The sequence below is a fragment of the Bordetella bronchiseptica genome, from assembly GCF_900636925.1.
GTDB lineage: Bacteria > Pseudomonadota > Gammaproteobacteria > Burkholderiales > Burkholderiaceae_B > Bordetella > Bordetella pertussis.
On the sequence record NZ_LR134326.1, the window covers coordinates 3200670 to 3222608 of the forward strand.

Sequence of the window (21939 nt, forward strand, 5' to 3'; positions counted from 1 at the left end):
ACTCAGCCCAGCAGCAGCGCGTCGTCGGACAGCTTCTCGCCGCGCACCCGCTCGAACATGGCCAGCAGGTCGGGCACGTCCATGCCCTTGCGCTCGTCGCCGGACACGTCCAGCACCACCTGGCCCTGGTGCAGCATGACGGTGCGCTCGCCCACGTCGAGCGCCTGGCGCATGCTGTGCGTGACCATCATGGTGGTGAGCTGGCTCTCGGCCACGATGCGGGCGGTCAGCTGCAGCACGAAATCGGCGGTGCGCGGGTCCAGCGCGGCCGTATGCTCGTCCAGCAGCAGGATGCGCGAAGGCTGCAGCGCGGCCATCAGCAGGCTGACCGCCTGGCGCTGCCCGCCCGACAGCAGGCCGATGCGGTCGGCCAGGCGGTTCTCCAGCCCCAGGCCCAGGGTCGCCAGCCGCTCGCGGAAACCCTCGCGCATCGACGCCTTGACGGCCCGGCTGAAGCCGCGCCTGGCGCCGCGCATCTGGGCCAGCGCCATGTTCTCTTCGATGGTCAGGTCTTCGCAGGTGCCCGCCATGGGGTCCTGGAAAACCCGCGCCACGCGTCCGGCGCGCTCCCAGACCGGCTGGCGGGTCACGTCGGCATCGTTGATGCGTATGGTGCCGGTGTCGACCGGCAGGTCGCCGGAGATGGCATTGAGAAACGTCGACTTGCCGGCCCCGTTGGAGCCGATGACGGTCACGAACTGGCCGTTCGGAATGTCCAGCGACAGCCCGCGCAGCGCGCGCGTCTCGATCGGCGTGCCGGCATTGAAGGTAATGTGCAGATCCTTGGCGCTCAGCATGTCAGGCCCCCTTCCTGCCGACCAGGCGGCGCTTGAGCATCGGGATCACCAGGGCGATCGTGACCAGCACGGCCGTCACCAGGTTCAGGTCCTGTGCCTTGAGTCCGATGAAATCGCTGTTCAGGGCCAGCGCGATGAAGAAGCGGTACACGATGGCGCCGAGGATGACCGCCAGGGTGGCCATCACCAGGCGGCGCGACGGCAGGATGCTCTCGCCCACGATGACCGCGGCCAGCCCGATGACGATGGTGCCGATGCCCATCGAGATGTCGGCGCCGCCCTGGGTCTGCGCGAACAGCGCGCCCGCCAGCGCCACCAGGGCGTTCGACAGCGCCATGCCCGCCAGGATCATGGCGCCGGTATTGACGCCCTGGGCGCGCGCCATGCGGCCGTTGGAGCCGGTCGAGCGCATGGCCAGGCCGGCCTGGGTGGCGAGAAACCAGTCCAGCGCCAGCTTGACGATGATGACCACCACCAGCAGGATCAGCGGCCGCGCCACGTAATCGCTCAGCCACTGCGGCTGCAGCAGGGTGAAGACGGTGGGTTCGGTGATCAGGGGCACGTTGGGCTTGCCCATGATGCGCAGGTTGACCGAGTACAGCGCGATCATCATCAGGATGCTGGCCAGCAGGTCCATGATGCGCAGCCGCACGTTGAGCCAGCCGGTGACCAGCCCGGCGGCGGCGCCGGCGAGGGTGGCGACGATGGTGGAGGTGAAGGGATCGTAGCCCGCGGCGATCAGGGTCGCGGCCACCGCGCCGCCCAGCGGGAAGCTGCCGTCGACGGTGAGGTCGGGAAAGCGCAACAGGCGGAAGGAAATCAGCACCCCCAGCGCGACCAGGCTGAAGATCAGGCCGATTTCCAACGCCCCGAGCAAAGAGAACAATGACATGTAGGAGAACCTGGCCAGCCCTGTCTTGTGGATGAGGCCGGCGCTGCCTTGAATTGTGTTCGGTGGAAATGCCGGCCGGGCGCCGCGCGGCGCCCGGCCGAATACGCGATTACTTGATGACTTGCGCCGCGGACTTGACCAGCGCGTCGGACAGCGTCACGCCCTGCTTGGCGGCTGCGCCCGGATTCACGTAGAGCTCCAGCTTGGAGCTGGTCTCGGAGGGCATGGCGCCGGGCTTTTCGCCCTTGAGGATGCGCACCACCATCTTGCCCGTCTGCACGCCCAGGTCGCGGTAGTTGATGCCCAGCGCGGCGATCGCGCCGCGCTTGACGCTGTCGGTGTCCGAAGCCACCAGCGGGATCTTGGCGTCGTTGCCCACCTTGACCAGCGATTCGTACGCCGATACGACGTTGTTGTCGGTGTTGGTATAGATGACGTCGACCTTGCCGATCAGGCTGCGCGCGGCCGAGGCCACGTCCACCGTGCGCGGCGCGGCCGCCTCGACCAGCGTCATGCCGGCCTTGGGCAGCAGGTCCTGCATCTGCTTGACGACCACGACCGAGTTGGCTTCGCCCGGGTTGTAGACCATGCCCACGCGCTTGGCATTGGGCACCACCTTCTTGATCAGCTCGATCTGCTTGTCCAGCGCCAACAGGTCGGACACGCCCGTGACGTTGGTGTTGGAGGCCTCCATCGAGGGCACCAGCTGCGCGGCCACCGGGTCGGTCACGGCCGAGTACACCACCGGCACGTCCTTGGTGGCCGCCACCACGGCCTGGGCCGACGGCGTGGCGATCGCCACGATCACGTCAGGCCGGTCGCCGACGAACTTGCGCGCAATCTGCGCAGCCGTGCCGGTGTTGCCCTGGGCGCTCTGGTATTGCCACTTCAGATTCTTGCCCGATTCGTAACCCGCCTGCTTCAGGGCGTCCTGTACGCCGTCGCGCACGGAATCGAGCGCGGGGTGTTCGACGATGGCCGTGATCGCCACCGATTTCTGCTGCGCCATGACCGGTGCGGCGTGGATAGCCATCGCCAGCGCCAGCGCGCCTACCGTCAGAAAATGTTTTTTTCCGATCAGCATGTTGTCTGCTCCTTAGACCCTCGGGTAGTTATCGTCCATGGCGCCCCCGCGGCCTCCCGCAGGTCGTGCGGCCATGAAACCGTGTAGTCTAACGTGAGCCGGCCGGCCCCAAGGCGCGGGATATCCCTAGAACGGCCGGCCGCGGGACGGCGCAACCCTTACTTCACGACGCCGCAGGCCATCCGGCCGCCCCCGCCGCCCAGCGCGGCCGGGTGATCGCTGTAATTGTCGCCGCCGACATGGATCATCAGGGCATGGCCGGCCAGGTCGGCCACCTTCAGGCGCGGGGCCAGCACCGGATAGGTCGCCTTGCCGTCGGCGGTCACGTACACGGCCGGCAGGTCGCCCTTGTGGCCGGTCTTGTCATAAGGCCCCTTGTGGGCCCCGGTGTTGTCCGGATCCCAGTGTCCGCCCGCCCCGCCGCCAACCATGTCCTTGCCGTCGACCTTGGTCATCGCGCAGGAGGGTTTGGCATGCAGGTGAAAGCCGTGCACGCCGGGCGCCAGGCCGTGCAGGTCGGGCGTGAACAGCACGCCATAGTCGGTTTGCTCGTACTTGATCTGGCCGATCTTCTGGTCGTCGCCCTTGGGACTCAGGAGGGACATTTCGACGGACTGGGCGGCGGCCACGCCGGACATGGCCGCCAAAGCCAAGGCTATCAGGGACTTCATCACACGCTCCTTGAAAAGGGCCCGCCGGGGCTCGCGCACGGGCAAGCCCGCGCCATGCGATCCCGCGGCCAGGCCGCCTGCGATACGGAACCAGCGATGAAAGAAGAGCCGCGCCGGCCGGCGCCGCTCCCCTTTCGTCCCTCACTGTACACCCGCTCAGTCCAGCGTGACGCCGGAATCCTTGACGACCTTGGCCCAGCGCGTCACTTCGCTGTCGACGAAAGCGCCGAACTGCGGGCCGGTCAGGTTGGGGATGGCCGAGCCGTTGCCCGCCCAGGTTTCCCTGATCTTGGGATCGTTCAGGGCCTTGGTCACGGCAGCGGTCATCTTGTCGACCGCCTCCTGCGGGGTGCCGGCCGGCGCCCACAGGGCGTACCAGGTCGATACCTCGTAGTTGGGCACGCCCGCCTGCGCGGCGGTGGGCACGTCGGGGAAGGATGGCGAGCGCTGCGATGCCGCCACCGCCAGCGGCTTGATGGTGCCGGCCCGGATATGCCCCGCCGACGACCCCAGCCCGTCGAAGGCCAGGTCGACCTGGCCGCCGATCAAGGCCGAGAGCATCGGCCCTGCGCCCTGGTACGGCACGTCGACCAGCTTGATGCCGGTCTGCATGGCGAACAGTTCGCCGGCCAGGTGGTGGGTGCTGCCCTTGCCGGCGGTGCCGAAGTTGATGTCGCCCGGCCGCTTGCGCGCGTATTCGATGAACTCCTGCAGCGACTTGACCGGCAGCTTGGCGGTGTTGATGACCACGACCTGGGGCGGCTGCGCCAGCAGGGCCACCGGCACGAAATCCTTCTGGATGTCGTAGCTCAGGTTCTTGTACAGCGATGGCGCCAGGGCATGGTGGGCGCCCCCCATGAAGAAGGTGTAGCCGTCGGGCTTGGCCTTGGACGCCACGGCGGCGCCCACGGTGCCGCCGGCGCCTCCCTTGTTGTCGATGACCACGCTCTGGCCCAGCTGCATGCCCAGTTGCTGGGCCAGCGGGCGCGCGAAGGTGTCGGTGCCGCCTCCGGCCGGAAACGGCACGATGATGGTGACGGGGCGCTCCGGCCAGGCGGCCTGAGCCGGCGCCGCGGCGCCCAGCGCCGTCGCGGCGATGAGCGCGGCGCCCAGGATGGGGTATTTCATGGTGTCTCCTCGTTGGTACAGCGTAGCGGGGCCTGCCGGCCCGGTCTGTTATGCGCCGTGCTCGCCACGCTGGCGGCCGGCTTGTATGTACATCTGACGCGTCCAAATCCTGCGGTTGTCTGTCTGGTGGTCTGCACTCCTCTGGTCTGCTGCATGGGGACGCGCGCCCTGGCAGCGCGCGCCGTCGATATCGCGTCAGGACGCGGCGTAGGTATCGCGCAGGACGTTCTTCTGCACCTTGCCCATGGTGTTGCGCGGCAACTGGTCCACGACGTGGATCCGCTTGGGCACCTTGAAATTGGCGATGCGCGACTTCAGGTCGGCCTGCATGGCGGCGACATCGATCGCCGCGCCGGCGCGCGGCACCACCACCGCCACCACGGCCTCGCCGAAATCGGGGTGCGGCACGCCGATGACGGCTGACTCCAGCACGCCCTGCATCTCGTCGATGACCGTCTCGATCTCCTTGGGGTAGACGTTGTAGCCGCCCGAGATGATCAGGTCCTTGCTGCGCCCGACGATCGACAGGTAATCGGCCGGCACCGCGCGCCCGCCCGACTCGCCGCCCCAGCGGCCCACGTCGCCGGTCTTGAACCAGCCATCGGCGGTGAACTCCTCGCGCGTCTTCTCGGGCATGCGCCAGTAGCCGGAGAAGACGTTCGGCCCGCGCACCTGCACGTTGCCGATCTCGCCGGCCGCCAGGGCCTGGCCCGCGTCGTCCACCACCCGCACCTGCACGCCCGGCAGCGCCTTGCCGACCGTGCCGCCCAGGCGTTCGCCGTCCGCGGGCCGGCAGGGATTGGAGGTCAGCATGACGGTTTCGCTCATGCCGTAGCGCTCCAGGATGGTCTGGCCGGTGCGGGCCTGGAAATCGGCGAACGTCTCGGTCAGCAGCGGCGCCGAGCCGGAAATGAACAGCCGCATGTTGGCGCAGGCCGCGCGGTCGAAGCGCGCGTCGGCCAGCAGCCGCACGTAATAGGTGGGCACGCCCATCATGACGGTGCTTTGCGGCAGGTAGCGCAGCGCCTGGTCCACGTCCAGCCTGGGCAGCCAGATCATGCGCGCGCCGGCCAGCAGCGCCCCGTGCGAAGCGACGAACAGGCCATGCACGTGGAAAATGGGCAGCATGTGCAACAGCACGTCGTCCTCGCGCCAGCCCCAGTATTGGTGCAACACGCGGGCATTGGAGGCCAGGTTGCCGTGCGACAGCATGGCGCCCTTGCTGCGGCCGGTGGTGCCGGACGTGTACAGGATGGCGGCCAGGTCGTCGGCCTTGCGCGCCACCGTCCTGAAGCGCTGCGGCATCGCCGCGGCGGCCTGCAGCAGCGTGCCGGTGCGGTCTTCGTCCAGGGTGTAGACGTGCGCGCTGCCCGCCTTGGCGGCGGCGCGGCGCACCCAGCCGGCATTGGCGCTGGTGCACACGACCACGGCCGGCTCGGCGTTGCCCAGGAAGTATTCGATCTCGGCTTCGCGGTAGGCCGTGTTCAGCGGCAGGTAGACCAGCCCCGCGCGCAGCGTGGCCAGGTACAGCAGCAGCGCCTCGGGCGACTTCTCGACCTGCACCGCCACCCGCGCGCCGGCCGGCAGCTTCAGCGAGGCCAGCAGATTGGCCAGGCAGGCGCTGGCGCGGTCGATGTCGTTCCAGGTATAGCGCAGCGTCGGGGTCTCCAGCGCCACGCGGTCGCGATCGGCGGGGAAGCCCCCCTCCAGCACAGCATATAGGTTGGCGTTGCTCACCTTGTCTAGTCTCCGGTAAATGTGGGGGCCGTGCCGGCCAGGAAGGCGCGCACGCCCTCCCGGTGGTCGCGGCTTTCGGCATAGGAAAAGAAATCCAGGTATTCGTCTTCGCCCAGCGGCGCGCCGGCGCACAGGCGGCGCGCCTGGCGCTTGTTGATGCGCGCGGCCAGCGGGGCGCCGCCCAGGATGGCGGCCACGCTGCGCTGCACCGCCTGGTCCAGTTCGGCCACGGGCACCGTGCGCGTGACCAGCCCCAGACGCAGCGCTTCGGCGGCGTCGAAGACGCGCCCTTCGAGCAGGATGGCCAGCGTCGCCGCGCGGCCGACCAGGTCGAGCAGGCCGCGCATTTCGTCCGGCGCCATCGGAAAGCCCAGCTTGCCGATCGGCACGCCGAAGCGGGCCGACTCGGCGGCGATGCGCAGATCGCACTGCGCGGCGATCTCCAGGCCGCCGCCCACGCACACGCCCTCGATACGGGCCAGCACGGGATGCGGGCAGGCGGCCACCGCGGCCAGCGCCGGCGCCAGGATCTCGCGGTGATAGCGCTGCACCCCGGCCAGGTCGGCGCGTTCGGCCGGAAACTCGCGGATGTCGGCGCCGGCGGCGAAATGCCCTTCGGCGCCGGCGACGACCACGCAGCGCAGCGCAGCGTCCGCCCCGAGGGCCTCGAAGACCTCGCGCAGCTGCCGCCACATCGCGACCGTCATGGCATTCATGCGGCCCGGATGGCTCAGCGTGACATGGGCCACGCCGGCGTCGATGCGGCACAGGATCTGCCCGGGCTGGGAATTCGGCTTCATGGCGCGGCTCATCCCAGGCGCGCGATGCCGCGGCTGACTTGCGGCTTGCCTTCGTTCAGGCGGGCCAGGTTGCCATCCAGGTCGCCCAGCTCGTAGAGGTAGTTCACCATCATGCCGCAGGACTGCGCCAGGCCCTTGGCCGAGGTATCGGCAGCCCAGTTCAGGCGCTCGATGCGCGCGCCGTTGCCCAGGTGGAAACGGGCCACCGGGTCGAGCGGCTGGCCGGCCCGCATCGCCTGCAGGTAGCGCGCGGCCAGGCGCAGGCCGGCTCGCTGCACCACTTCCGACGGCTTGCCCGTGGCCGCGCGCGCCAGCCGCGCCACCCAGCGCGCGCCATCCGGAGCGCCGCTGCGCGTGCGCGCCTTGTCGCGCACCGCCTGCTCGACCTCCTGCGCGTCCAGCCGCGACAGCCAGTCGGCGAAGCCGGGAATGGGCGACAGCGTGGCGAAGAATTTCAGCTTGGGCAGCTCCTGCAGCAGGCGGTCGATCACGCGCTTGAGCAGGAAGTTGCCGAAGCTGATCCCGCGCAGGCCGGGCTGCGTATTCGAGATGGAATAGAAGATCGCCCAGCGCGCCTTGTCCAGGTCCTGCGGCGGCGCGCTGGTGTCGAGCAGCGCCTGGACGTTGTCGGCCATCTGGGCCGAAAACGCCACCTCCACGAAGATCAGCGGCACGTCCGGCATCTGCGGATGGAAATACGCGTAGCAGCGGCGGTCGCCCGCCACCCGGTGGCGCAGATCGTCCCACGAGCGGATTTCGTGCACGGCCTCGTAGAGGATCAGCTTCTCGAGCAGCGAGGCGGGCGAGTCCCAGGTCAGCGGGCGCAGCTCCAGCAGGCCCACGTCGAACCAGGCCGACAGCAGCGCCTCCAGCTCCTTGTCCAGGGCCTGCAGTCCGGCGACCTGCTTGCGCCAGCGCAGCATGTCGGCGCGCAGCGCCACCAGGAAACGCAGTCCGTCGGGCAAGGCATTGAACCGTTTGAACAGGCGCGTGCCCTGCGCGCCGTCGCCCTGCATGCCGGCGCCGACCTGCGCCAGCCCGCCCAGCATGGCGCGGCGCCGCTTGCCGTCGGCCTGCTCATAGGCCAGGCGCCAGGCCTGCGCCAGTTTGTTGGCGCGCACATCGGTCAGGCGCGCCTCGAACAATTGCGCCAGGTCGGCCGGCGGCGGCAGCCTGTCTCGCTCGAACAGACGGCCCAGCCGGGCGATCAGGCCGGCGCTTTCGCCGGCGGCCGATGCGTCGACCGCCTCCGGTTCGGCGTCAGGCGTGCGTGCGACGCGTGCGGATGCCTGGGGATCGAGTGCGGACATGGTTGAGCTCCTGTACGGCTTGAACGGCGGGTGAATCGATGGCGGCGGCCCCGCCGGCCGGCTCCTGCCCGGCCAGCGCCTGCAGGGCGGCCAACTGGCGCAGCAGGTGCTTGCGGGTCAGGGCCTCGGCGCCTTCCGGGTCGCGCGCCTTGAGCGCGGCGAAGATGGCCATGTGCTCGGCGCAGGATTCGCGGATGCGCCCCGGCAGCGCCAGGCTCTTGTGGCGAAACAGGCTGAGCACCTTGCGCAGGTTGTCGACCATGTCGGACAGCCAGCGGTTGTCGGCCAGGGTCTGCACCGCGACGTGGATGCGGTAGTTGGTCTCGTAATAGGCGTCGATGCGGCCGGCCTGCGCATGCGCCTGCAAGGCGCGGTGCAAGGGTTCGAGCGCGCGCAGGTCGTCATCGCCGGCGCGCTGCGCCGCCTCGAAGGCGCAGCGTCCCTCCAGCATGGCCATGAGCGGAAAGATCTGCTCCAGGTCGCGCACCGTCAGCTCGTTGACGAAACAGCCCCGGCCAGGCTCCAGGCGTACCAGGCCCTCGGTAGCCAGCACCTTGAGGGCCTCGCGCAGCGGCGTGCGGGAAATGCCCAGCTGCTCGGTCAGCCCCGCCTCGTCCACCCAGGCGCCGGCGCCCAGCGCATGGGTGCGGATCATGGTGCGCAAGCGATCCGCCACTTCCAGGTACAACGCCTGCCGGACGATGGGTGTAGTCATCGGTTGCCCCTAGGCCGTAATTCATAATTATGAATAAGGCGATGGTAGCCTGCTTTGCGGCGGCCGTTAAGGACCGCGCGCCTAGGGTATTCCCAGGGGAGGAAGCCGCCCGCTCAGAAGTGCAGCACGCCGTCGACCGCGTGGCGGGTCAATGCCCGCGCCCAGCGGCGCGCCGGCAACCCGTACTGCGCCTCGACGGTTTCGGCGCGCGCCAGCAGTTCGGCCGGGGTGATGGCCAGTGGCGGGCCGGAAAACGCCAGCACGATCTGGTTGCCCGCGTCGATCTCGGGCAGCAGCACCAGGCGGTCGTCGAAAGCCTTGCTCAGGTTGTCGATGTTGCGCCCGTAGCTCTCGTGGCGGCCGAACAGGTTGACCGACAGCACGCCCACCTCGCCCAGCACACGGCGGCAATCGCGGTAGAACTTGACCGAATCGCGCACCGGGCCGCGCGCCTGCGCGTCATAGAGATCGACCATGAGCACCGGGCAATCGCCGGCGCGCGCAGGGTCGGCCACCCAGGCGCCGGCATCGTCATGATGCACGTCCAGGCGCTGCGGCGTGGGCAGGCGGAAAAACATCTGGCAGACCGCGGTGACCTGAGGATTCCATTCGACCACCGTCACCGGGCTGCGCGTGTGCTTGAGGCAGAACCGCGCCAGCGACCCCGCGCCCAGGCCGAGCAGGCCGATGGATTGTTCGCGCGGCGGCTCGAGAAACAGCAGCCAGGCCATCATCTGGGCGGTGTACTCGAGCACCAGCCGGGCCGGGTCGCGGATCAGCATCGCGCCCTGCACCCACTCGGTGCCGAAATGCAGATAACGGATGCCGTCGGCTTCGGACAGCGAAGGTTGGTCGAGTTCTGAGGGGGTGTAGCGAATAGGCATCGCGGCATTGTAGCCACTGCGCCCCCCCTCGCCGCATGCCGAAGGCGGGCTCGCGGCGCCAGCGGCGCCACGAGCGCCGGGCCTCAGACGCGCTCGAAAATGGCGGCGATGCCCTGCCCGCCGCCGATGCACATCGTCACCAGCGCGTAGCGGCCGCCCACGCGCTGCAGCTCGTACAAGGCCTTGACCGTGATGATGGCCCCGGTCGCGCCGATGGGATGGCCCAGGCTGATGCCGCTGCCGTTCGGATTGACCTTGGCGGGATCCAGCTCCAGCTGGCGCGTCACCGCGCAGGCCTGCGCGGCGAACGCCTCGTTGGCCTCGATCACGTCGAGCTGGTCGACGGTCAGGCCGGCGCGCTTGAGCGCGGCCTGCGTGGCCGGCACCGGGCCGATGCCCATGATCTCGGGGTCCACGCCGGCATGCGCATAGGCCACCAGGCGCGCCATCGGCGCGATGCCGCGCTGCGCCGCCGCGGCCGCGCTCATCAGCACCACCGCCCCCGCGCCGTCGTTCAGGCCCGACGCGTTGCCCGCCGTGACCGTGCCGTTTTCCTTCTGGAACACCGGCCGCAGGGCCGCCATGCCTTCGATGGTGATGTCGCGGCGCACGTGCTCATCGGTGTCGAACACAGTCTCGCCCTTGCGCGTCTTCAACGTCACCGGGACGATCTGGTCGCGAAAGCGGCCCGCGTCGATGGCGGCCGCGGCGCGGCGATGCGACTCGACCGCCAGCGCGTCCTGGTCGGCGCGGCTGATGGAATAGCGCGCCGCCACGTTCTCGGCCGTCACGCCCATGTGCATGCGGCCAAACGGATCGGACAGCGCGCCGGTCATCATGTCGACCATGGCGCTGTCGCCCATGCGCGCGCCCCAGCGCTGCGCCGGGGCGATATACGGCGCGCGGCTCATGCTTTCGGCGCCCGCGCCCACGGCGATCTCGGTATCGCCCAGCATGATGGTCTGGGCGGCCGACACGATCGCCTGCAGCCCCGACCCGCACAGGCGGTTGACGTTGAACGCCGGGGTTTCCTTGCCGATGCCGGCATTGATCGCGGCCACGCGGGACAGGTACATGTCGCGCGGCTCGGTGTTGATGACATGGCCGACGGCGACGTGGCCTACCTCGGGGCCGGCCACGCCGGCGCGCGCCAGCGCTTCCCGGATGACCGTGGCGCCCAGGTCGCAGGGCGCCACATCTTTCAGGCCGCCGCCGAAATCGCCAATGGCGGTACGGGCAGCGGCTACGACTACGACTTCGTTCATGATGTCAATTCCTCCTGTTTTCATGCGGTATGGCCATGCAATCGATCATACCGCCGCTCGCCGCGGCATGCCTCAGCGGCCCGCCGCCCGGGCGCTGATGCCATTGGCCACGCCCATGTTGGCCTTGGAAACGTCGTGGATCATCACGCGCACATCCGCGCCGTCGATGCCTATGCTGTCGCACACGGCGCGGTTCAGCGCTCCGATCAGCGCCTCTTTCTGCTCGTCGGTGCGGCCGGCGATCATGTCCACCGTCACCAGCGCCATTTGCCGGCCCAGCTCGCCCGCCACGATGACATGGGCGGCAGGGACTTCCTCCAGCACGACGCGCACGCTGGCCAGCGGCGCGCCGATACTGTCGACCACAGCCTGGCAGGCGGCCGCGAGCAGCGCCGACTTCTGCGCCGGCTGGTGGCCTTGCATGATCTGTACATTCAAGAGAGGCATGACAGGGTTCCGATAGCGATTGGGAAAACGGCCACCCACTGGTGACCGTCTTCCATCATATCGCCGTCGGGGCGTGCGGCGAAACCTGCGGGCGGCCGGCTCAGGCCGCGTCGCGCTCGTGCGCCTGCCCCGCGCCGTCCGAGGCCGCGTCCGCGGCATCGCCCTGCCCGTCGGCCGAGTCGGACTCGGCCAGCACCGGCGTGACCAGCTCGACCACCTTCTTGCGCGACAGCATGCCGATGAACTCGTCGCCCTCGCCCGTCACCGCCACCGGCTGGTCGCTGTGCACCAGCTGCGCCAGCACCTGGTCCAGGCCGGCGGTGGCCGGCACCGAGGCCAGGTCCTCGACGAAGCGCGACACATCGCGCGCGCCCTCGTCCACCGCCTGCTGCGCGGCGGCGGCCATCAGCACGCCCGCCAGGCGCTTGCCATCGAGCACCGGCGCGTACTCGTAGCTCAGCGCCTGCATGCGGTCCAGCGCATGCGCCGGCCGCGAGCGCATCGTCAAGGTCAGGCGCGGCGGGTTGACCGCGTGCGCCGCGTTGAGCACCTTGGTGCGATTGACGTCCTGCAGGAACGACTGCACGTATTCGGTGGCGGGATTGAGCAGGATGTCTTCCGGCGTGCCTTCCTGCACCAGCTCGCCGTCCTTCAGGATCGCAATGCGGTTGCCCAGGCGCAGCGCCTCGTCCAGGTCGTGCGTGATGAACACGATGGTCTTGTTCAGCTTGGCCTGCAGCTGCAGCAGGTGGTCCTGCATCTCGCGGCGGATCAGCGGGTCCAGGGCCGAGAAGGCTTCGTCCATCAACAGGATCTCGGCGTCGGTGGCCAGCGCCCGCGCCAACCCCACGCGCTGCTGCATCCCGCCCGACAACTGGTGGGGATACTGGTTCTCGAAGCCGGACAGGCCTACCTGGTCGAGCCAATGGCGGGCCCGCTGCTCGCGCTCGGCGCGCGCCACGCCCTGCACCGCCAGCCCGTAGCCGGCGTTGTCCAGCACCGTGCGGTGGGGGAACAGGCCAAAGCGCTGGAAGACCATGCTCATCTTCTTCTGGCGGAACGTCTCCAGGTCGCGCTTGTTCAGGCTGACCACATCCACGCCATCGACCAGGATATGGCCGGCGCTGGGCTCGATCAGGCGGTTGAAGTGGCGGATGAGCGTCGACTTGCCCGACCCCGACAGCCCCATGATCACGTAGATGCTGCCTTCCTCGATGGACAGGCTGATGTCGCGCAGGCCCAGCGTGTGGCCGCTTTTGGCCAGCAGGTCTTCCTTGCTGATGCCGTCGCGGGCGGCCTGCAGCCACTTGCCGGGATGCGGGCCGAAGATCTTGTAGATATTCTTGACTTCGATTTTGCTCATCGCTGGCCTCCCGTGCGTACGCGTTGCCCGTACGATTGCGTGATGCGGTCGAACAGCACCGCCAGCACGACGATGCCCAGCCCGGCCAGCAGTCCGCGGCCGACCTCCAGGCGGTTGATGCCCAGCAGCACTTCATAGCCCAGGCCGCGCGCACCGATCATCGAAGCGATGACCACCATCGACAGCGCCATCATGGTGGTCTGGTTGATCCCGGCCATGATGTTGGGCAGGGCCAGCGGCAACTGCACGCCGAACAGCTGCTGGCGCGGATTGGCGCCGAAGGCGCGCGCCGCCTCCAGGACTTCGCGGTCGACCAGGCGGATACCCAGGTCGGTCAGGCGGATCAGCGGCGGCACGGCGTAGATCACGGTCGCGATGATGGCCGGGATCTTGCCCAGCCCGAACAGCATCACGACCGGGATCAGGTACACGAAGCTGGGCATGGTCTGCATCACGTCCAGCACCGGCAGCATGCCGGCGCGCAGCCAGTCCACCCGCGCCATCAGCACGCCCAGCGGGATGCCGATCACCACCGAAAGGCCGGCGGCCATGATCATGAGCGCCAGCGTCTGCATGCCGGCGTCCCACAGGCCCAGCACGCCGATGACGCACAGCAGCGCGCCCATGGCCAGGCTCAGGCCGATGCGGCGGCTGACCAGCCACGCGATGGCGATGGTGACCGCCACCACCGCCCACCACGGCGACTGGCGCAGCACCTGCTCCAGCCAGACCAGCACGCTCAGGAAAGGTTGCGACATCGCTTCCAGCGTGTCGGCGTAGTTGGTAACGAGATGATCGACGAATCCGTCGATGGCCCCGCGCACTGCGCGCGCGGGAATGACTTCAGGGAACATCAGGCGACTCCATTCTGGCGTGTCGCGCGGCCCGGGAAAGGGCCGCTCCGGCGTACGGGGCCGGCGACACGGGATGCCCGGGGCCTATGGCCGCGCCGGGCGCGATCGGCGCCCCCGTCGGGCGCCATCGCGGGCCACGGCGGCGCAATGGCGCCATCGTGGCCCTGGACCGCTACAGGGCGGTCTGGACGCGCTCGGCCACGTCGGCCGGCACCCACTTCTTCCAGACGTCGGCCTGGTTCTTCAGGAACCACTGCGCCACGGCGCCGGACTCGTCGCCGGACTCTTCCATGTGGGCCAGGGTCTGGTCCATGACCGGCAGCGGCACCGCCACCTTGGACAGGAACTCGGTCAGCTTGGGCGCCTCTTCCGAGAACCGAGTATTCACAGCGGTGAACACCGGGTTCTCGGGATAGGCGCTAGGCTGCGGATCGCTGCATTTGGGCGCCGTCAGGCACTTGTGCTTTTCCGCATCGTACGGCGGCAGTTCCAGCTTGACCAGATCCATCGAGCCGACCAGCGGCGTGGGATACCAGTAGTAGAACACCACGTCCTGCTTGCGCTTGTAGGCGGACATCAGGGCCGCCTTCTGCGCCGCGCCGGTGCCGGGCGAATACAGCGTGTAGCTGTCATCCAGCTTGAGCGCATGGAACAGGTTGGTGCTGGTCACTTCGCAGCCCCAGCCCGCCGGACAACCATAGAAGCGCCCCTTGCCGGGCTCCTCGGGGTCCTTGAAACGGTCCTTGAACTTGGGCAGGTCGGCCGCCGACTTCAGCTCGGGCAGGCGCTCGGCGGTGTAGCGCGGAACGAACCAGGCTTCGCCGCCCATGTAGAGCTCGCCCACCCGCTTGACCTTGCCGGTCTTCTGGGCGCGGTCCCAAGGGTCGGCAACGCTGTTGAGCCAGATTTCGGTATTGATGTCGAGGTCGCCGCGCTCCAGGGCGGCCAGCGCCGGCAGGGTCTCGGTGGGCAAGACCTCGGTCTTGCAGCCATAGCCCTTTTCCATGATGAAGCGCTCGATGTCGACGAGGACGAGGTTGGATTCCCAATTCATGCCGCCGAAATTGACGGGCCGCGAGACTTCGCACTGGGGCTGGTCGGCTGCCTGGGCCGCACCGCTGAACGCGCAGAGTGCGGCCAGGGCGGCCAGGGTCTTTACTGGGGTGAAACGCATTGGCTTTTGCCTCCATAGGTCAGGGACACGGGACCGGGCAGACGCCGGACCATGCCGTGGAGCTAAGGGGGTTGTGCGGAAGACGGGCAGAACCGCCAATACAAACCGACACTAGCAGCAGGAGGCCGCGCCGCGGGCTGGGGCCATCCTGTAAGACAGCGGCCTGGTCACCGGCGAAGTTGCCGGTACAAGGCTCGCAGAAAATTGAAAGAAACTAAACGAAGAAGGCCGCATCTTAGACGATTTTGAATCCTCGACCAACCCCAGGACCGAAGCAAACAGATACATTCACCCTGTTCGGGCGTCGGGGAAAGCCCCTAGGCGTGAGGCGCAAAACCAGCGTACGCGCCGTGTTGCGGCGCAGCACGGCGTCGAATTATTTGGTTTCAATTGGAGATGAAATGATTTGCGACGGCCGGCCCCGGCGCATGGCGCCGGGGCCGGCCGCATCCTAGCGGGCGTTGCCGGCGTAGATGTAATCGCGCCGCCACGGATAGGCCAGGTCCCGGGCCATGTCGAGCTCGTCGGTGCGGCCCGTGGCCGGGGTCGTGACCAGCACCTGGTGCAGGGAAATCCAGCCGTGCTCGAACCCCATCGCGCAGCCGGCCAGGTACAGCCGGTAGGCGCGCAGCGAACGCTCGCCCTGCTCTCCCTGCAGGATGCGCGCGGCCTCGGGCAGGCATGCTTCCAGCGCGTCGCTCCAGGCCCACAGCGTACGCGCGTAGTGCGGGCGCAGGTTCTCGTCGTCGACGGCTTCCAGGCCGCCCGCCGTCACCGCCTCCAGCACGCTGCTGATATGCGTGAGCTCGCCGCCCGGGAAGATGTACTTCTCGATGAATTCGCCCATGCCGTTGCCGAGCTCGGCGTTGTAGACGCCGCCCGCGGTAATGCCATGGTTCATGACCAGTCCGCCCGGCTTGACCAGCCGGCGCAGCTTGGCGAAATAGCCCGGCAGCTGGGCGCGCCCGACGTGCTCGAACATGCCCACCGAGGCGATCTTGTCGTACGGCGCGCCTTCGTCCAGCTTGCGGTAGTCGAGCAGCTCCATGCGCACCCGCCCCGACAGGCCTTTTTCCTCGATCAGGCGGTTGACATAGGCATGCTGGTTGCGCGATAGCGTGATGCCGGTGGCATCGACGTCGTAGTTCTCGGCCGCCCACAGCAGCAACCCGCCCCAGCCCGCGCCGACGTCCAGGAAACGCTCGCCCGGCTGCAACCGCAGCTTGCGGCAGATATGGTCCAGCTTGGCTTCCTGGGCCTGCGCCAGCGTCATGTCGGGCGTGCGGTAATAGGCGCAGGAATAGACCCGGCGCGGATCCAGCCACAGGGCATAGAAATCGTCCGAAAGGTCGTAGTGGAACTCGATCTGGCGCGCATCGCGCTCGATCGAGTGGCGCCACACCGAGGTGACCTTGCGCACCAGCTCGGTCAGCCAGCCGCCGCGCGCCGCGTCGACCGGCGAACTGGGCAGCAGCGCCGCGGCGGCCGCCATCACATCACGCATGCTGCCCTGGATATCGATGCGGCCCTCGACGTAGTCCTGGCCCAGCACGCCGACGGCGCCCTCGGCCAGGTGGGCCAGCGCGGTCTTGTCCCGCGCCACGAAGCGCACGCGCGCCTCGGGACTGCCCAAGACCGTGCCATCGGGCAGGGTCAATTGCACCGGTACCGGCAATTCCTGGAGCTTGCGTTCCACCACAGACAGCAAAGGATTCACGACTTCCTCTCCCCTGAATATGAACGGACACGCAGACTTTATCGGAAAACAGTTGCAATTCAAACGCAAGCCTGGCCGTGATACAGTGGCCGGCTTGCCTCAGACCATGCAATAACGCTCGCACGGCCCTGTACGCCGTCGCCGCGCACCGCCCCTCCCATGCCCCCGCAAACCATTTCCCGCAGCATGCCGGGCTGGCTCATCCTCATGGGTGCGCTGACCGCCATCGGCCCCTTCTCCATCGACATGTACCTGCCGGCGTTTCCGTCGATCGCCGCCGGCCTGGGCGTCGAACGCGGCGAAGTCGAGCGGACCCTGGCGGCATACCTGATCGGCATGGCCGGGGCGCAGATCATCTATGGCCCGCTGGCCGACCGCTACGGCCGCAAGCTGCCCATGATGGGCGGGCTCATCCTGTACGTGCTGGCCTCGCTGGGCTGTGCGCTGGCCGGCGACATCCAGACCCTGACGGCGTGGCGGGTGGCCCAGGCCCTGGGCGGCGCGGCCGGCGTCGTCATCCCGCGCGCGGTGATCCGCGACCACTACGAGACCCAGGAAGCCGCGCGCGCCATGTCGCTGCTGATGCTGATCATGGGCCTGGCGCCGATCCTGGCGCCGCTGGCCGGCGCGCAATTGCTCGCTTTCGTCGGCTGGCGCAGCCTTTTCTGGCTGATGGCCGCCGGCGGCCTGGCGCTGCTGCTGGCCGTGGCGCTGACGATGAAGGAGACGCTGGCTCCCGAGCGCGTGTTGCCGCTGCGGGCAGGCACCATCCTGAGCAATTACCGCGCGCTGCTGGCGCACCGCGGCTTCATGGGCCATAGCCTGGCGGGCGGCATGGGCCAGGCGGGCATGTTCGCTTACATCGTCGGCTCGCCGCGCATTTTCATCGAGCTGTACGGCATAGCGCCCCAGTATTACGGCCTGCTGTTCGGCGCCAACGCGGCCGCGCTGATCGTCGGCTCGCAGATCAGCGCCCGGCTGTTGCGCAAGTCCGCGCCGGCCACCCTGCAGCGGCGCGCCCAGGTCGCGCTGGCGGTGGCCAGCCTGAGCGCCCTGGCCCTGGCCCTGCTCGGGCTGATGAGCCTGCCGCTGCTGATGGCCTGCCTGATGGGCTATATGTTCAGCCAGGGCTTCGTCAACCCCAACTCGGCCGCCCTGGCGCTGGCGGAACAGGGCCGGCGCCTGGGCGCGGCATCGGCCCTGCTGGGTACGCTGCAGCTGTCCTGTGGCGCGCTGGCCGGGCTGATCATCAGCATCTGGCCGGCCGAAAGCGTGCTGCCGCTGGCCGCGGTGCTGGCCGGCTCGGCCTGCCTGTCGTGGCAGTTCGGCCGCATGGCGCGCAGACCTGCTTGATTTTCCTTGGGTTTTCGTAGTAGACTTGCCGTCTTGACTTGAAGTTTCCCGTGCACGGTTACTATGCTTTGTGGCCGTGTGCATAATTTGCGTCTCGCAGTGAACACACGCGGGATAGGCAACGGGGTATAAGCACAGGTCCTGAGGTGGCTTACGGCTTGCCGCACGCGTTTCGGTGGTTCAACCCCGCGACGCGGCAGGCGCCGGATCGGCCATCTCGCGGACCCCATCCAGATACTGGGTGGCAAGGCCGGGGTCCTGCCCCGGGCGTCTAGTCGGCCGCAGGCCACGGCGCAGCACCTTGCGGCAAATACCCGGTCACCGATTCCCGACGCGCCGCGGACTAGAACAACCCTGAGAGGTGCATCCATGGCACGCGTATGCCAAGTGACCGGTAAAGGCCCGATGGTGGGCAACAATGTTTCGCACGCGAACAACAAAACCAAGCGCCGCTTCCTGCCCAACCTGCAATCGCGCCGGTTCTGGGTCGAAAGCGAAAACCGCTGGGTGCGCCTGCGCGTGACGGCAAAAGCCATCCGCACGATCGACAAGAACGGCATCGACGCCGTCCTGGCCGACCTGCGTGCCCGCGGCGAAGCGGTCTGAGCAGGGCTACCGCCCCCAGTCCCCTAGACATTAGCCGCCAACACTACACCCCAGGAGCACGACATGGCCAAAGGTATCCGCGAAAAGATCAAGCTCGAGTCGACTGCCGGCACGGGCCACTTCTACACGACCACCAAGAACAAGCGCAACATGCCCGAAAAGATGCTGATCAAGAAATTTGATCCCGTCGCTCGCAAGCATGTCGACTACAAAGAGACCAAGCTGAAGTAATTCGGCTTGCGTTGGCATGGCGCGTGCGCGCGCCATGGTGAACGGCCCCGCCCTGGCGGGGCCGTTTTATTTGGCAAGGCCCGCCGTGGCAGGCCCCGGCCCGGCGGGCCGGCTCATTCGTCGCGCTCGGCGCCGGGCTGGTGCGCCGTGCCCGGCGGGCCGCACTCCGTAAAGATGCGCGCCGTACAGCCGCGGCAGATCTCCGGATCCAGCCGCTCGTAAATGGTATGTATGGCGGTCGCCTTGTCGGGGAAGATGTGGTCGGCGCCGAGGCGGTCGATGAAGCCCGAGCGGCGCCAGTCGCGCAGCACCTCGGGGCGCGGCCGGTGGAAATACAGATCGCCGCCGCCCGCCCGCCGCCTGCGCAATTCTTCCTCCCAGACCTGCGCGCCGGCATGGTCGATGAAGTTCATGCTCTTGCTCATCACCAGCAGGTGGCGCTGTCCGGCGCTCGCCCCGGCGCGCAGCGCCTGCAGGCGGTCGGTGACATGCGTGGCCGCGCCGAAATACACCGACCCCTCCATGCGCAACAGTTTCAGCTGGGGGCATTCCGGCAATTCGCCGGGCTGCCCTTCCAGCACCGCGAAATGGCGCTGCGGATCGGCGGCATCGAAGCCCATCGGGCGCATGGCGGGCCGCGCCGTGCGGTACAGGTAGGCAGTCAGCGACAGCAGCGTGCCCAGCAGGATGGCGATCTCCATGCGGATCGTCACGGTGGCCGCCAGCGTCGCCGCGGCGATCAGCGCCTCGCGCGGCGCGATGCGCACCAGCACGCGCCAGCGCGGCAGGTCCAGCAGCGACCAGGCCACCACGATCAGCAGGCCGGCGATGGCCGCGTGCGGAATCAGCGCCAGCACCGGGCTGCTGACCAGCACCAGCAAGACCAGCAGCAAGGCCGCGAACACCGCCGCCATCGGCGTGCGCGCGCCCGCCTCGTAGTTCGGCACCGAACGGTTCAGCGAACCACATGACAGGTACGACGAGAACAGTCCGCCCACGACATTGGACAAGCCCTGGCCGATGAACTCGCGGTTGGCGTCTATCAACTGGCCGGAGCGCATCGCGACCGCCTTGGCGATCGAGATGGATTGCGCCAGCGCGACAATGGTCAGCGGCACCGCCACGCCCACCAGATCAGGCAGCACGCTCCATTGCACGGCCGGCACATGAAACGGCGGCCACGGCTGCGCCAGGGCGCCAAGCACCGAAATCGGCTGGCCCGCCGCGGCGAACACGCCGGCGTTGAGCGCGGCCGCCAGCAGCGTGCCGGCCGCCAGGCCGGCCAGCATGTGCGGCTTGCGGCGATCCCAATGCCGCACCAGCAGCGTCACGATGATGGTCGTCAGCGCGACCGCGCTGGCGCCCCAGTGCGCCTCGCCCAGCCGGCTGCCCACTGCCGCCAGGACCGCGCCGGCGGAGTGCGCCTGCACGCCTTCCAGCCCGAGCGCATCCTTGAGCGCGTGCACGGCGATCAGCAGCGCCGCCCCGCTGGTGAAGCCGAACAGCGCCGAGGGTGAAATGAAATTGGCCAGCGAGCCCAGCCGCAGCAGCCCGACCGCCAGCTGCATCACCCCGACCAGGATGGTGACCGCCAGCGCCATCTGGATATAACCGGGGCTGCCCGGCAGCGCCAAGGGCGCCAGCACGGCGAACAGCGCCAGCGAGTTGGCGTTGGTCGGGCCGGACAGCACATGCCGGCTGGAGCCGAACAGCGCCGCGACGATACAGGGCACGATGGCCGAATAAAGCCCGTATTCGGGCGGCAGGCCGGCCAGCATGGCGAAGGCCACCCCTTGCGGCAGCACCAGCAGCGCCCCCAGCAAACCGGCCTGCGCATCCGCGCGCAGCGTGCCGGGCGTGATGTCGTTGACCCAGCCGCCCAGGATTGCGGCCGCGCCGCCGCGTACTGTCTTCCCCATCTTGTTGACCTTGTATCCCGCGCCACGGCCGCTTGCGCCCGCTGTCGCGTCAAAAGGCGCTAGCGTAAACCCATGGCCGCGCACGCGCAACGCGCGGGCGACTCCTGTGTTTGCCACGGCGCTTTCCGATCCTGGCGCCAGAACATCCGGGATTGGGCGCGCCATCGCCACGCGCCCTGCCCGGCTGCCCGCGCGCATCGTCCACGAAGGGTTCGGAGGTGCGCGCGCGCATCGCCGCGCATCCGCCGCGCGGCTAGGGAAAACCAGCGTCGGCACGCATTCGTTGCGCTGAAAACAACAACCTGTACCTCTGCGCGGCGCTGAACGCATGCAGCGGCGCGAGTTTCCGCTATCATCGGGCGCGAGGTGTTGTTCATCGAATATCCGGCGAACACGCTGCCTCCATATCCTCACTACTACGGATTTTGACCATGGCTACCAAAGCAAAAGCGCCTGCCAAGAAAGTCACGAAGACCGCCGCCAAGGCTCCTGCCAAGACTCCTGCCAAGGCTCCCGCCAAGAAGGCTCCCGCCAAACCCGCCGTGAAGAAAACGGCCGCCGCAGTGCGCCCCATCAAGGAAGCGCTGAACAAGTCGCAACTGATCGCCTACCTGGTCGAGAACACCGGCGTGGAAGCCAAGTCGGTCAAGGCCGTGCTGGCTGGCCTGGAAAGCTCGGTGCTCGCCTCGGTCGACAAGAAGGGCGCTGGCGAATTCACCCTGCCCGGCCTGTTCAAGGTCGCCGTGCAGAAGGTTCCCGCCAAGGCCAAGCGCTTCGGCAAGGACCCGTTCACCGGCGAAGAGCGCTGGTTCCCGGCCAAGCCCGCCTCGGTGAAGGTCAAGGTTCGTCCCCTGAAGAAGCTGAAGGACGCCGCGCAATAAGCGCCTGACGTCTCAGGTCAAACCGCAGAGCCCGCCGCACCGGCGGGCTCTTCGTTTATGCAGTCGCGATTTGACCGGGCCGTATTTATCTTGATATAAAGATACTTTATA

General features: G+C 68.3%; 21 protein-coding genes. 4 read left to right on the forward strand and 17 right to left on the reverse strand.

Going from position 1 to position 21939, the window contains the following annotated elements; translation table 11 throughout:
• Positions 1–2: 2 nt before the first annotated feature.
• From EL288_RS14885 to EL288_RS14960, 16 genes are all read right to left on the reverse strand, one after another.
• Entirely contained in the window at positions 3–797 is a 795-nt protein-coding gene (locus tag EL288_RS14885) for an ABC transporter ATP-binding protein (protein ID WP_003810326.1), read from the reverse strand.
• A gap of 1 nt (position 798) precedes the next feature.
• Positions 799–1689 carry an ABC transporter permease gene (locus tag EL288_RS14890; protein ID WP_003810324.1) on the reverse strand — a complete coding sequence of 297 codons (891 nt, stop codon included), beginning with the start codon at positions 1687–1689 and terminating at the stop codon, positions 799–801.
• A 109-nt stretch (positions 1690–1798) separates the two neighbouring features.
• On the reverse strand, positions 1799–2773 hold the full coding sequence (locus EL288_RS14895; RefSeq protein WP_003810323.1) for an ABC transporter substrate-binding protein: 975 nt from the start codon (positions 2771–2773) through the stop codon (positions 1799–1801).
• Between the two features lie 158 nt (positions 2774–2931).
• Positions 2932–3444, reverse strand: a complete 513-nt coding sequence (gene sodC, locus EL288_RS14900; RefSeq protein WP_003810321.1) for a superoxide dismutase family protein — start codon at positions 3442–3444, stop codon at positions 2932–2934.
• Positions 3445–3600: 156 nt separating this feature from the next.
• Positions 3601–4572 carry a Bug family tripartite tricarboxylate transporter substrate binding protein gene (locus tag EL288_RS14905; protein ID WP_003810320.1) on the reverse strand — a complete coding sequence of 324 codons (972 nt, stop codon included), beginning with the start codon at positions 4570–4572 and terminating at the stop codon, positions 3601–3603.
• A gap of 195 nt (positions 4573–4767) precedes the next feature.
• Positions 4768–6309 carry a malonate--CoA ligase gene (locus EL288_RS14910; RefSeq protein WP_033449742.1) on the reverse strand — a complete coding sequence of 514 codons (1542 nt, stop codon included), beginning with the start codon at positions 6307–6309 and terminating at the stop codon, positions 4768–4770.
• A gap of 5 nt (positions 6310–6314) precedes the next feature.
• A complete protein-coding gene (locus tag EL288_RS14915) occupies positions 6315–7121 on the reverse strand; it encodes an enoyl-CoA hydratase/isomerase family protein (RefSeq protein ID WP_010928184.1) in 807 nt (268 codons plus the stop codon).
• The gene (locus EL288_RS14920) at positions 7118–8419 is read right to left on the reverse strand and encodes a malonyl-CoA decarboxylase domain-containing protein (RefSeq protein WP_010928183.1); all 1302 of its coding nucleotides are present in this window, start codon (positions 8417–8419) and stop codon (positions 7118–7120) included. Before EL288_RS14920 ends, EL288_RS14915 begins: the two co-directional genes overlap by 4 nt.
• Positions 8370–9134: a GntR family transcriptional regulator gene (locus EL288_RS14925; RefSeq protein ID WP_010926795.1), complete on the reverse strand. Its 765-nt coding sequence runs from the start codon at positions 9132–9134 to the stop codon at positions 8370–8372. The genes EL288_RS14920 and EL288_RS14925 overlap by 50 nt, the downstream gene beginning before the upstream one ends.
• 113 nt (positions 9135–9247) lie before the next feature.
• Positions 9248–10018 carry a class I SAM-dependent methyltransferase gene (locus tag EL288_RS14930; RefSeq protein WP_010930714.1) on the reverse strand — a complete coding sequence of 257 codons (771 nt, stop codon included), beginning with the start codon at positions 10016–10018 and terminating at the stop codon, positions 9248–9250.
• Between the two features lie 83 nt (positions 10019–10101).
• A complete protein-coding gene (gene bktB, locus EL288_RS14935) occupies positions 10102–11283 on the reverse strand; it encodes a beta-ketothiolase BktB (RefSeq protein ID WP_014905810.1) in 1182 nt (393 codons plus the stop codon).
• Positions 11284–11355: 72 nt separating this feature from the next.
• Positions 11356–11730 carry a tautomerase family protein gene (locus EL288_RS14940; RefSeq protein WP_010926797.1) on the reverse strand — a complete coding sequence of 125 codons (375 nt, stop codon included), beginning with the start codon at positions 11728–11730 and terminating at the stop codon, positions 11356–11358.
• A gap of 100 nt (positions 11731–11830) precedes the next feature.
• Positions 11831–13093 (reverse strand): quaternary amine ABC transporter ATP-binding protein, encoded by a 1263-nt coding sequence (locus EL288_RS14945; protein ID WP_003810308.1) that lies wholly within the window; start codon positions 13091–13093, stop codon positions 11831–11833.
• Complete coding sequence (locus tag EL288_RS14950) at positions 13090–13947, reverse strand: ABC transporter permease (RefSeq protein ID WP_003810306.1); 858 nt, start codon at positions 13945–13947, stop codon at positions 13090–13092. Before EL288_RS14950 ends, EL288_RS14945 begins: the two co-directional genes overlap by 4 nt.
• A 172-nt stretch (positions 13948–14119) precedes the next feature.
• The gene (locus EL288_RS14955; protein WP_003810304.1) at positions 14120–15121 is read right to left on the reverse strand and encodes an ABC transporter substrate-binding protein; all 1002 of its coding nucleotides are present in this window, start codon (positions 15119–15121) and stop codon (positions 14120–14122) included.
• A gap of 451 nt (positions 15122–15572) precedes the next feature.
• The gene (locus EL288_RS14960) at positions 15573–16838 is read right to left on the reverse strand and encodes a class I SAM-dependent methyltransferase (RefSeq protein ID WP_010926799.1); all 1266 of its coding nucleotides are present in this window, start codon (positions 16836–16838) and stop codon (positions 15573–15575) included.
• Between the two features lie 159 nt (positions 16839–16997).
• Between EL288_RS14960 and EL288_RS14965 the strand changes: the two genes are divergently transcribed.
• The 3 genes from EL288_RS14965 to rpmG all read left to right on the forward strand — a co-directional run bounded on the left by EL288_RS14965 (position 16998) and on the right by rpmG (position 19028).
• Entirely contained in the window at positions 16998–18191 is a 1194-nt protein-coding gene (locus tag EL288_RS14965; protein ID WP_080561929.1) for a multidrug effflux MFS transporter, read from the forward strand.
• A gap of 369 nt (positions 18192–18560) precedes the next feature.
• Positions 18561–18797 (forward strand): 50S ribosomal protein L28, encoded by a 237-nt coding sequence (rpmB, locus tag EL288_RS14970; protein WP_003810297.1) that lies wholly within the window; start codon positions 18561–18563, stop codon positions 18795–18797.
• A gap of 63 nt (positions 18798–18860) precedes the next feature.
• The gene (gene rpmG / locus EL288_RS14975; RefSeq protein ID WP_003810296.1) at positions 18861–19028 is read left to right on the forward strand and encodes a 50S ribosomal protein L33; all 168 of its coding nucleotides are present in this window, start codon (positions 18861–18863) and stop codon (positions 19026–19028) included.
• A 113-nt stretch (positions 19029–19141) separates the two neighbouring features.
• On the opposite strand, the gene EL288_RS14980 is transcribed toward rpmG, so the two are convergent.
• Entirely contained in the window at positions 19142–20947 is a 1806-nt protein-coding gene (locus tag EL288_RS14980) for a SulP family inorganic anion transporter (protein WP_033447544.1), read from the reverse strand.
• 431 nt (positions 20948–21378) lie between these two features.
• Here EL288_RS14980 and EL288_RS14985 point away from each other — a divergent pair, with 431 nt between their 5' ends.
• Positions 21379–21828: an HU family DNA-binding protein gene (locus tag EL288_RS14985; protein WP_033447186.1), complete on the forward strand. Its 450-nt coding sequence runs from the start codon at positions 21379–21381 to the stop codon at positions 21826–21828.
• Positions 21829–21939 lie beyond the last annotated feature (111 nt).

Bases quoted from the DNA above. Each gene is read 5' to 3' on its own strand.
- EL288_RS14955 (WP_003810304.1), bottom strand. From the start codon at position 15,121: ATGCGTTTCACCCCAGTAAAGACCCTGGCCGCCCTGGCCGCACTCTGC.
- EL288_RS14980 (WP_033447544.1), bottom strand. From the start codon at position 20,947: ATGGGGAAGACAGTACGCGGCGGCGCGGCCGCAATCCTGGGCGGCTGG.
- EL288_RS14950 (WP_003810306.1), bottom strand. From the start codon at position 13,947: ATGTTCCCTGAAGTCATTCCCGCGCGCGCAGTGCGCGGGGCCATCGAC.
- EL288_RS14965 (WP_080561929.1), top strand. From the start codon at position 16,998: ATGCCCCCGCAAACCATTTCCCGCAGCATGCCGGGCTGGCTCATCCTC.
- EL288_RS14945 (WP_003810308.1), bottom strand. From the start codon at position 13,093: ATGAGCAAAATCGAAGTCAAGAATATCTACAAGATCTTCGGCCCGCAT.
- EL288_RS14890 (WP_003810324.1), bottom strand. From the start codon at position 1,689: ATGTCATTGTTCTCTTTGCTCGGGGCGTTGGAAATCGGCCTGATCTTC.
- EL288_RS14925 (WP_010926795.1), bottom strand. From the start codon at position 9,134: ATGACTACACCCATCGTCCGGCAGGCGTTGTACCTGGAAGTGGCGGAT.
- bktB (WP_014905810.1), bottom strand. From the start codon at position 11,283: ATGAACGAAGTCGTAGTCGTAGCCGCTGCCCGTACCGCCATTGGCGAT.
- EL288_RS14930 (WP_010930714.1), bottom strand. From the start codon at position 10,018: ATGCCTATTCGCTACACCCCCTCAGAACTCGACCAACCTTCGCTGTCC.
- EL288_RS14885 (WP_003810326.1), bottom strand. From the start codon at position 797: ATGCTGAGCGCCAAGGATCTGCACATTACCTTCAATGCCGGCACGCCG.
- EL288_RS14905 (WP_003810320.1), bottom strand. From the start codon at position 4,572: ATGAAATACCCCATCCTGGGCGCCGCGCTCATCGCCGCGACGGCGCTG.
- rpmG (WP_003810296.1), top strand. From the start codon at position 18,861: ATGGCCAAAGGTATCCGCGAAAAGATCAAGCTCGAGTCGACTGCCGGC.
- EL288_RS14915 (WP_010928184.1), bottom strand. From the start codon at position 7,121: ATGAGCCGCGCCATGAAGCCGAATTCCCAGCCCGGGCAGATCCTGTGC.
- EL288_RS14895 (WP_003810323.1), bottom strand. From the start codon at position 2,773: ATGCTGATCGGAAAAAAACATTTTCTGACGGTAGGCGCGCTGGCGCTG.
- EL288_RS14920 (WP_010928183.1), bottom strand. From the start codon at position 8,419: ATGTCCGCACTCGATCCCCAGGCATCCGCACGCGTCGCACGCACGCCT.
- EL288_RS14985 (WP_033447186.1), top strand. From the start codon at position 21,379: ATGGCTACCAAAGCAAAAGCGCCTGCCAAGAAAGTCACGAAGACCGCC.
- EL288_RS14940 (WP_010926797.1), bottom strand. From the start codon at position 11,730: ATGCCTCTCTTGAATGTACAGATCATGCAAGGCCACCAGCCGGCGCAG.
- sodC (WP_003810321.1), bottom strand. From the start codon at position 3,444: ATGAAGTCCCTGATAGCCTTGGCTTTGGCGGCCATGTCCGGCGTGGCC.
- rpmB (WP_003810297.1), top strand. From the start codon at position 18,561: ATGGCACGCGTATGCCAAGTGACCGGTAAAGGCCCGATGGTGGGCAAC.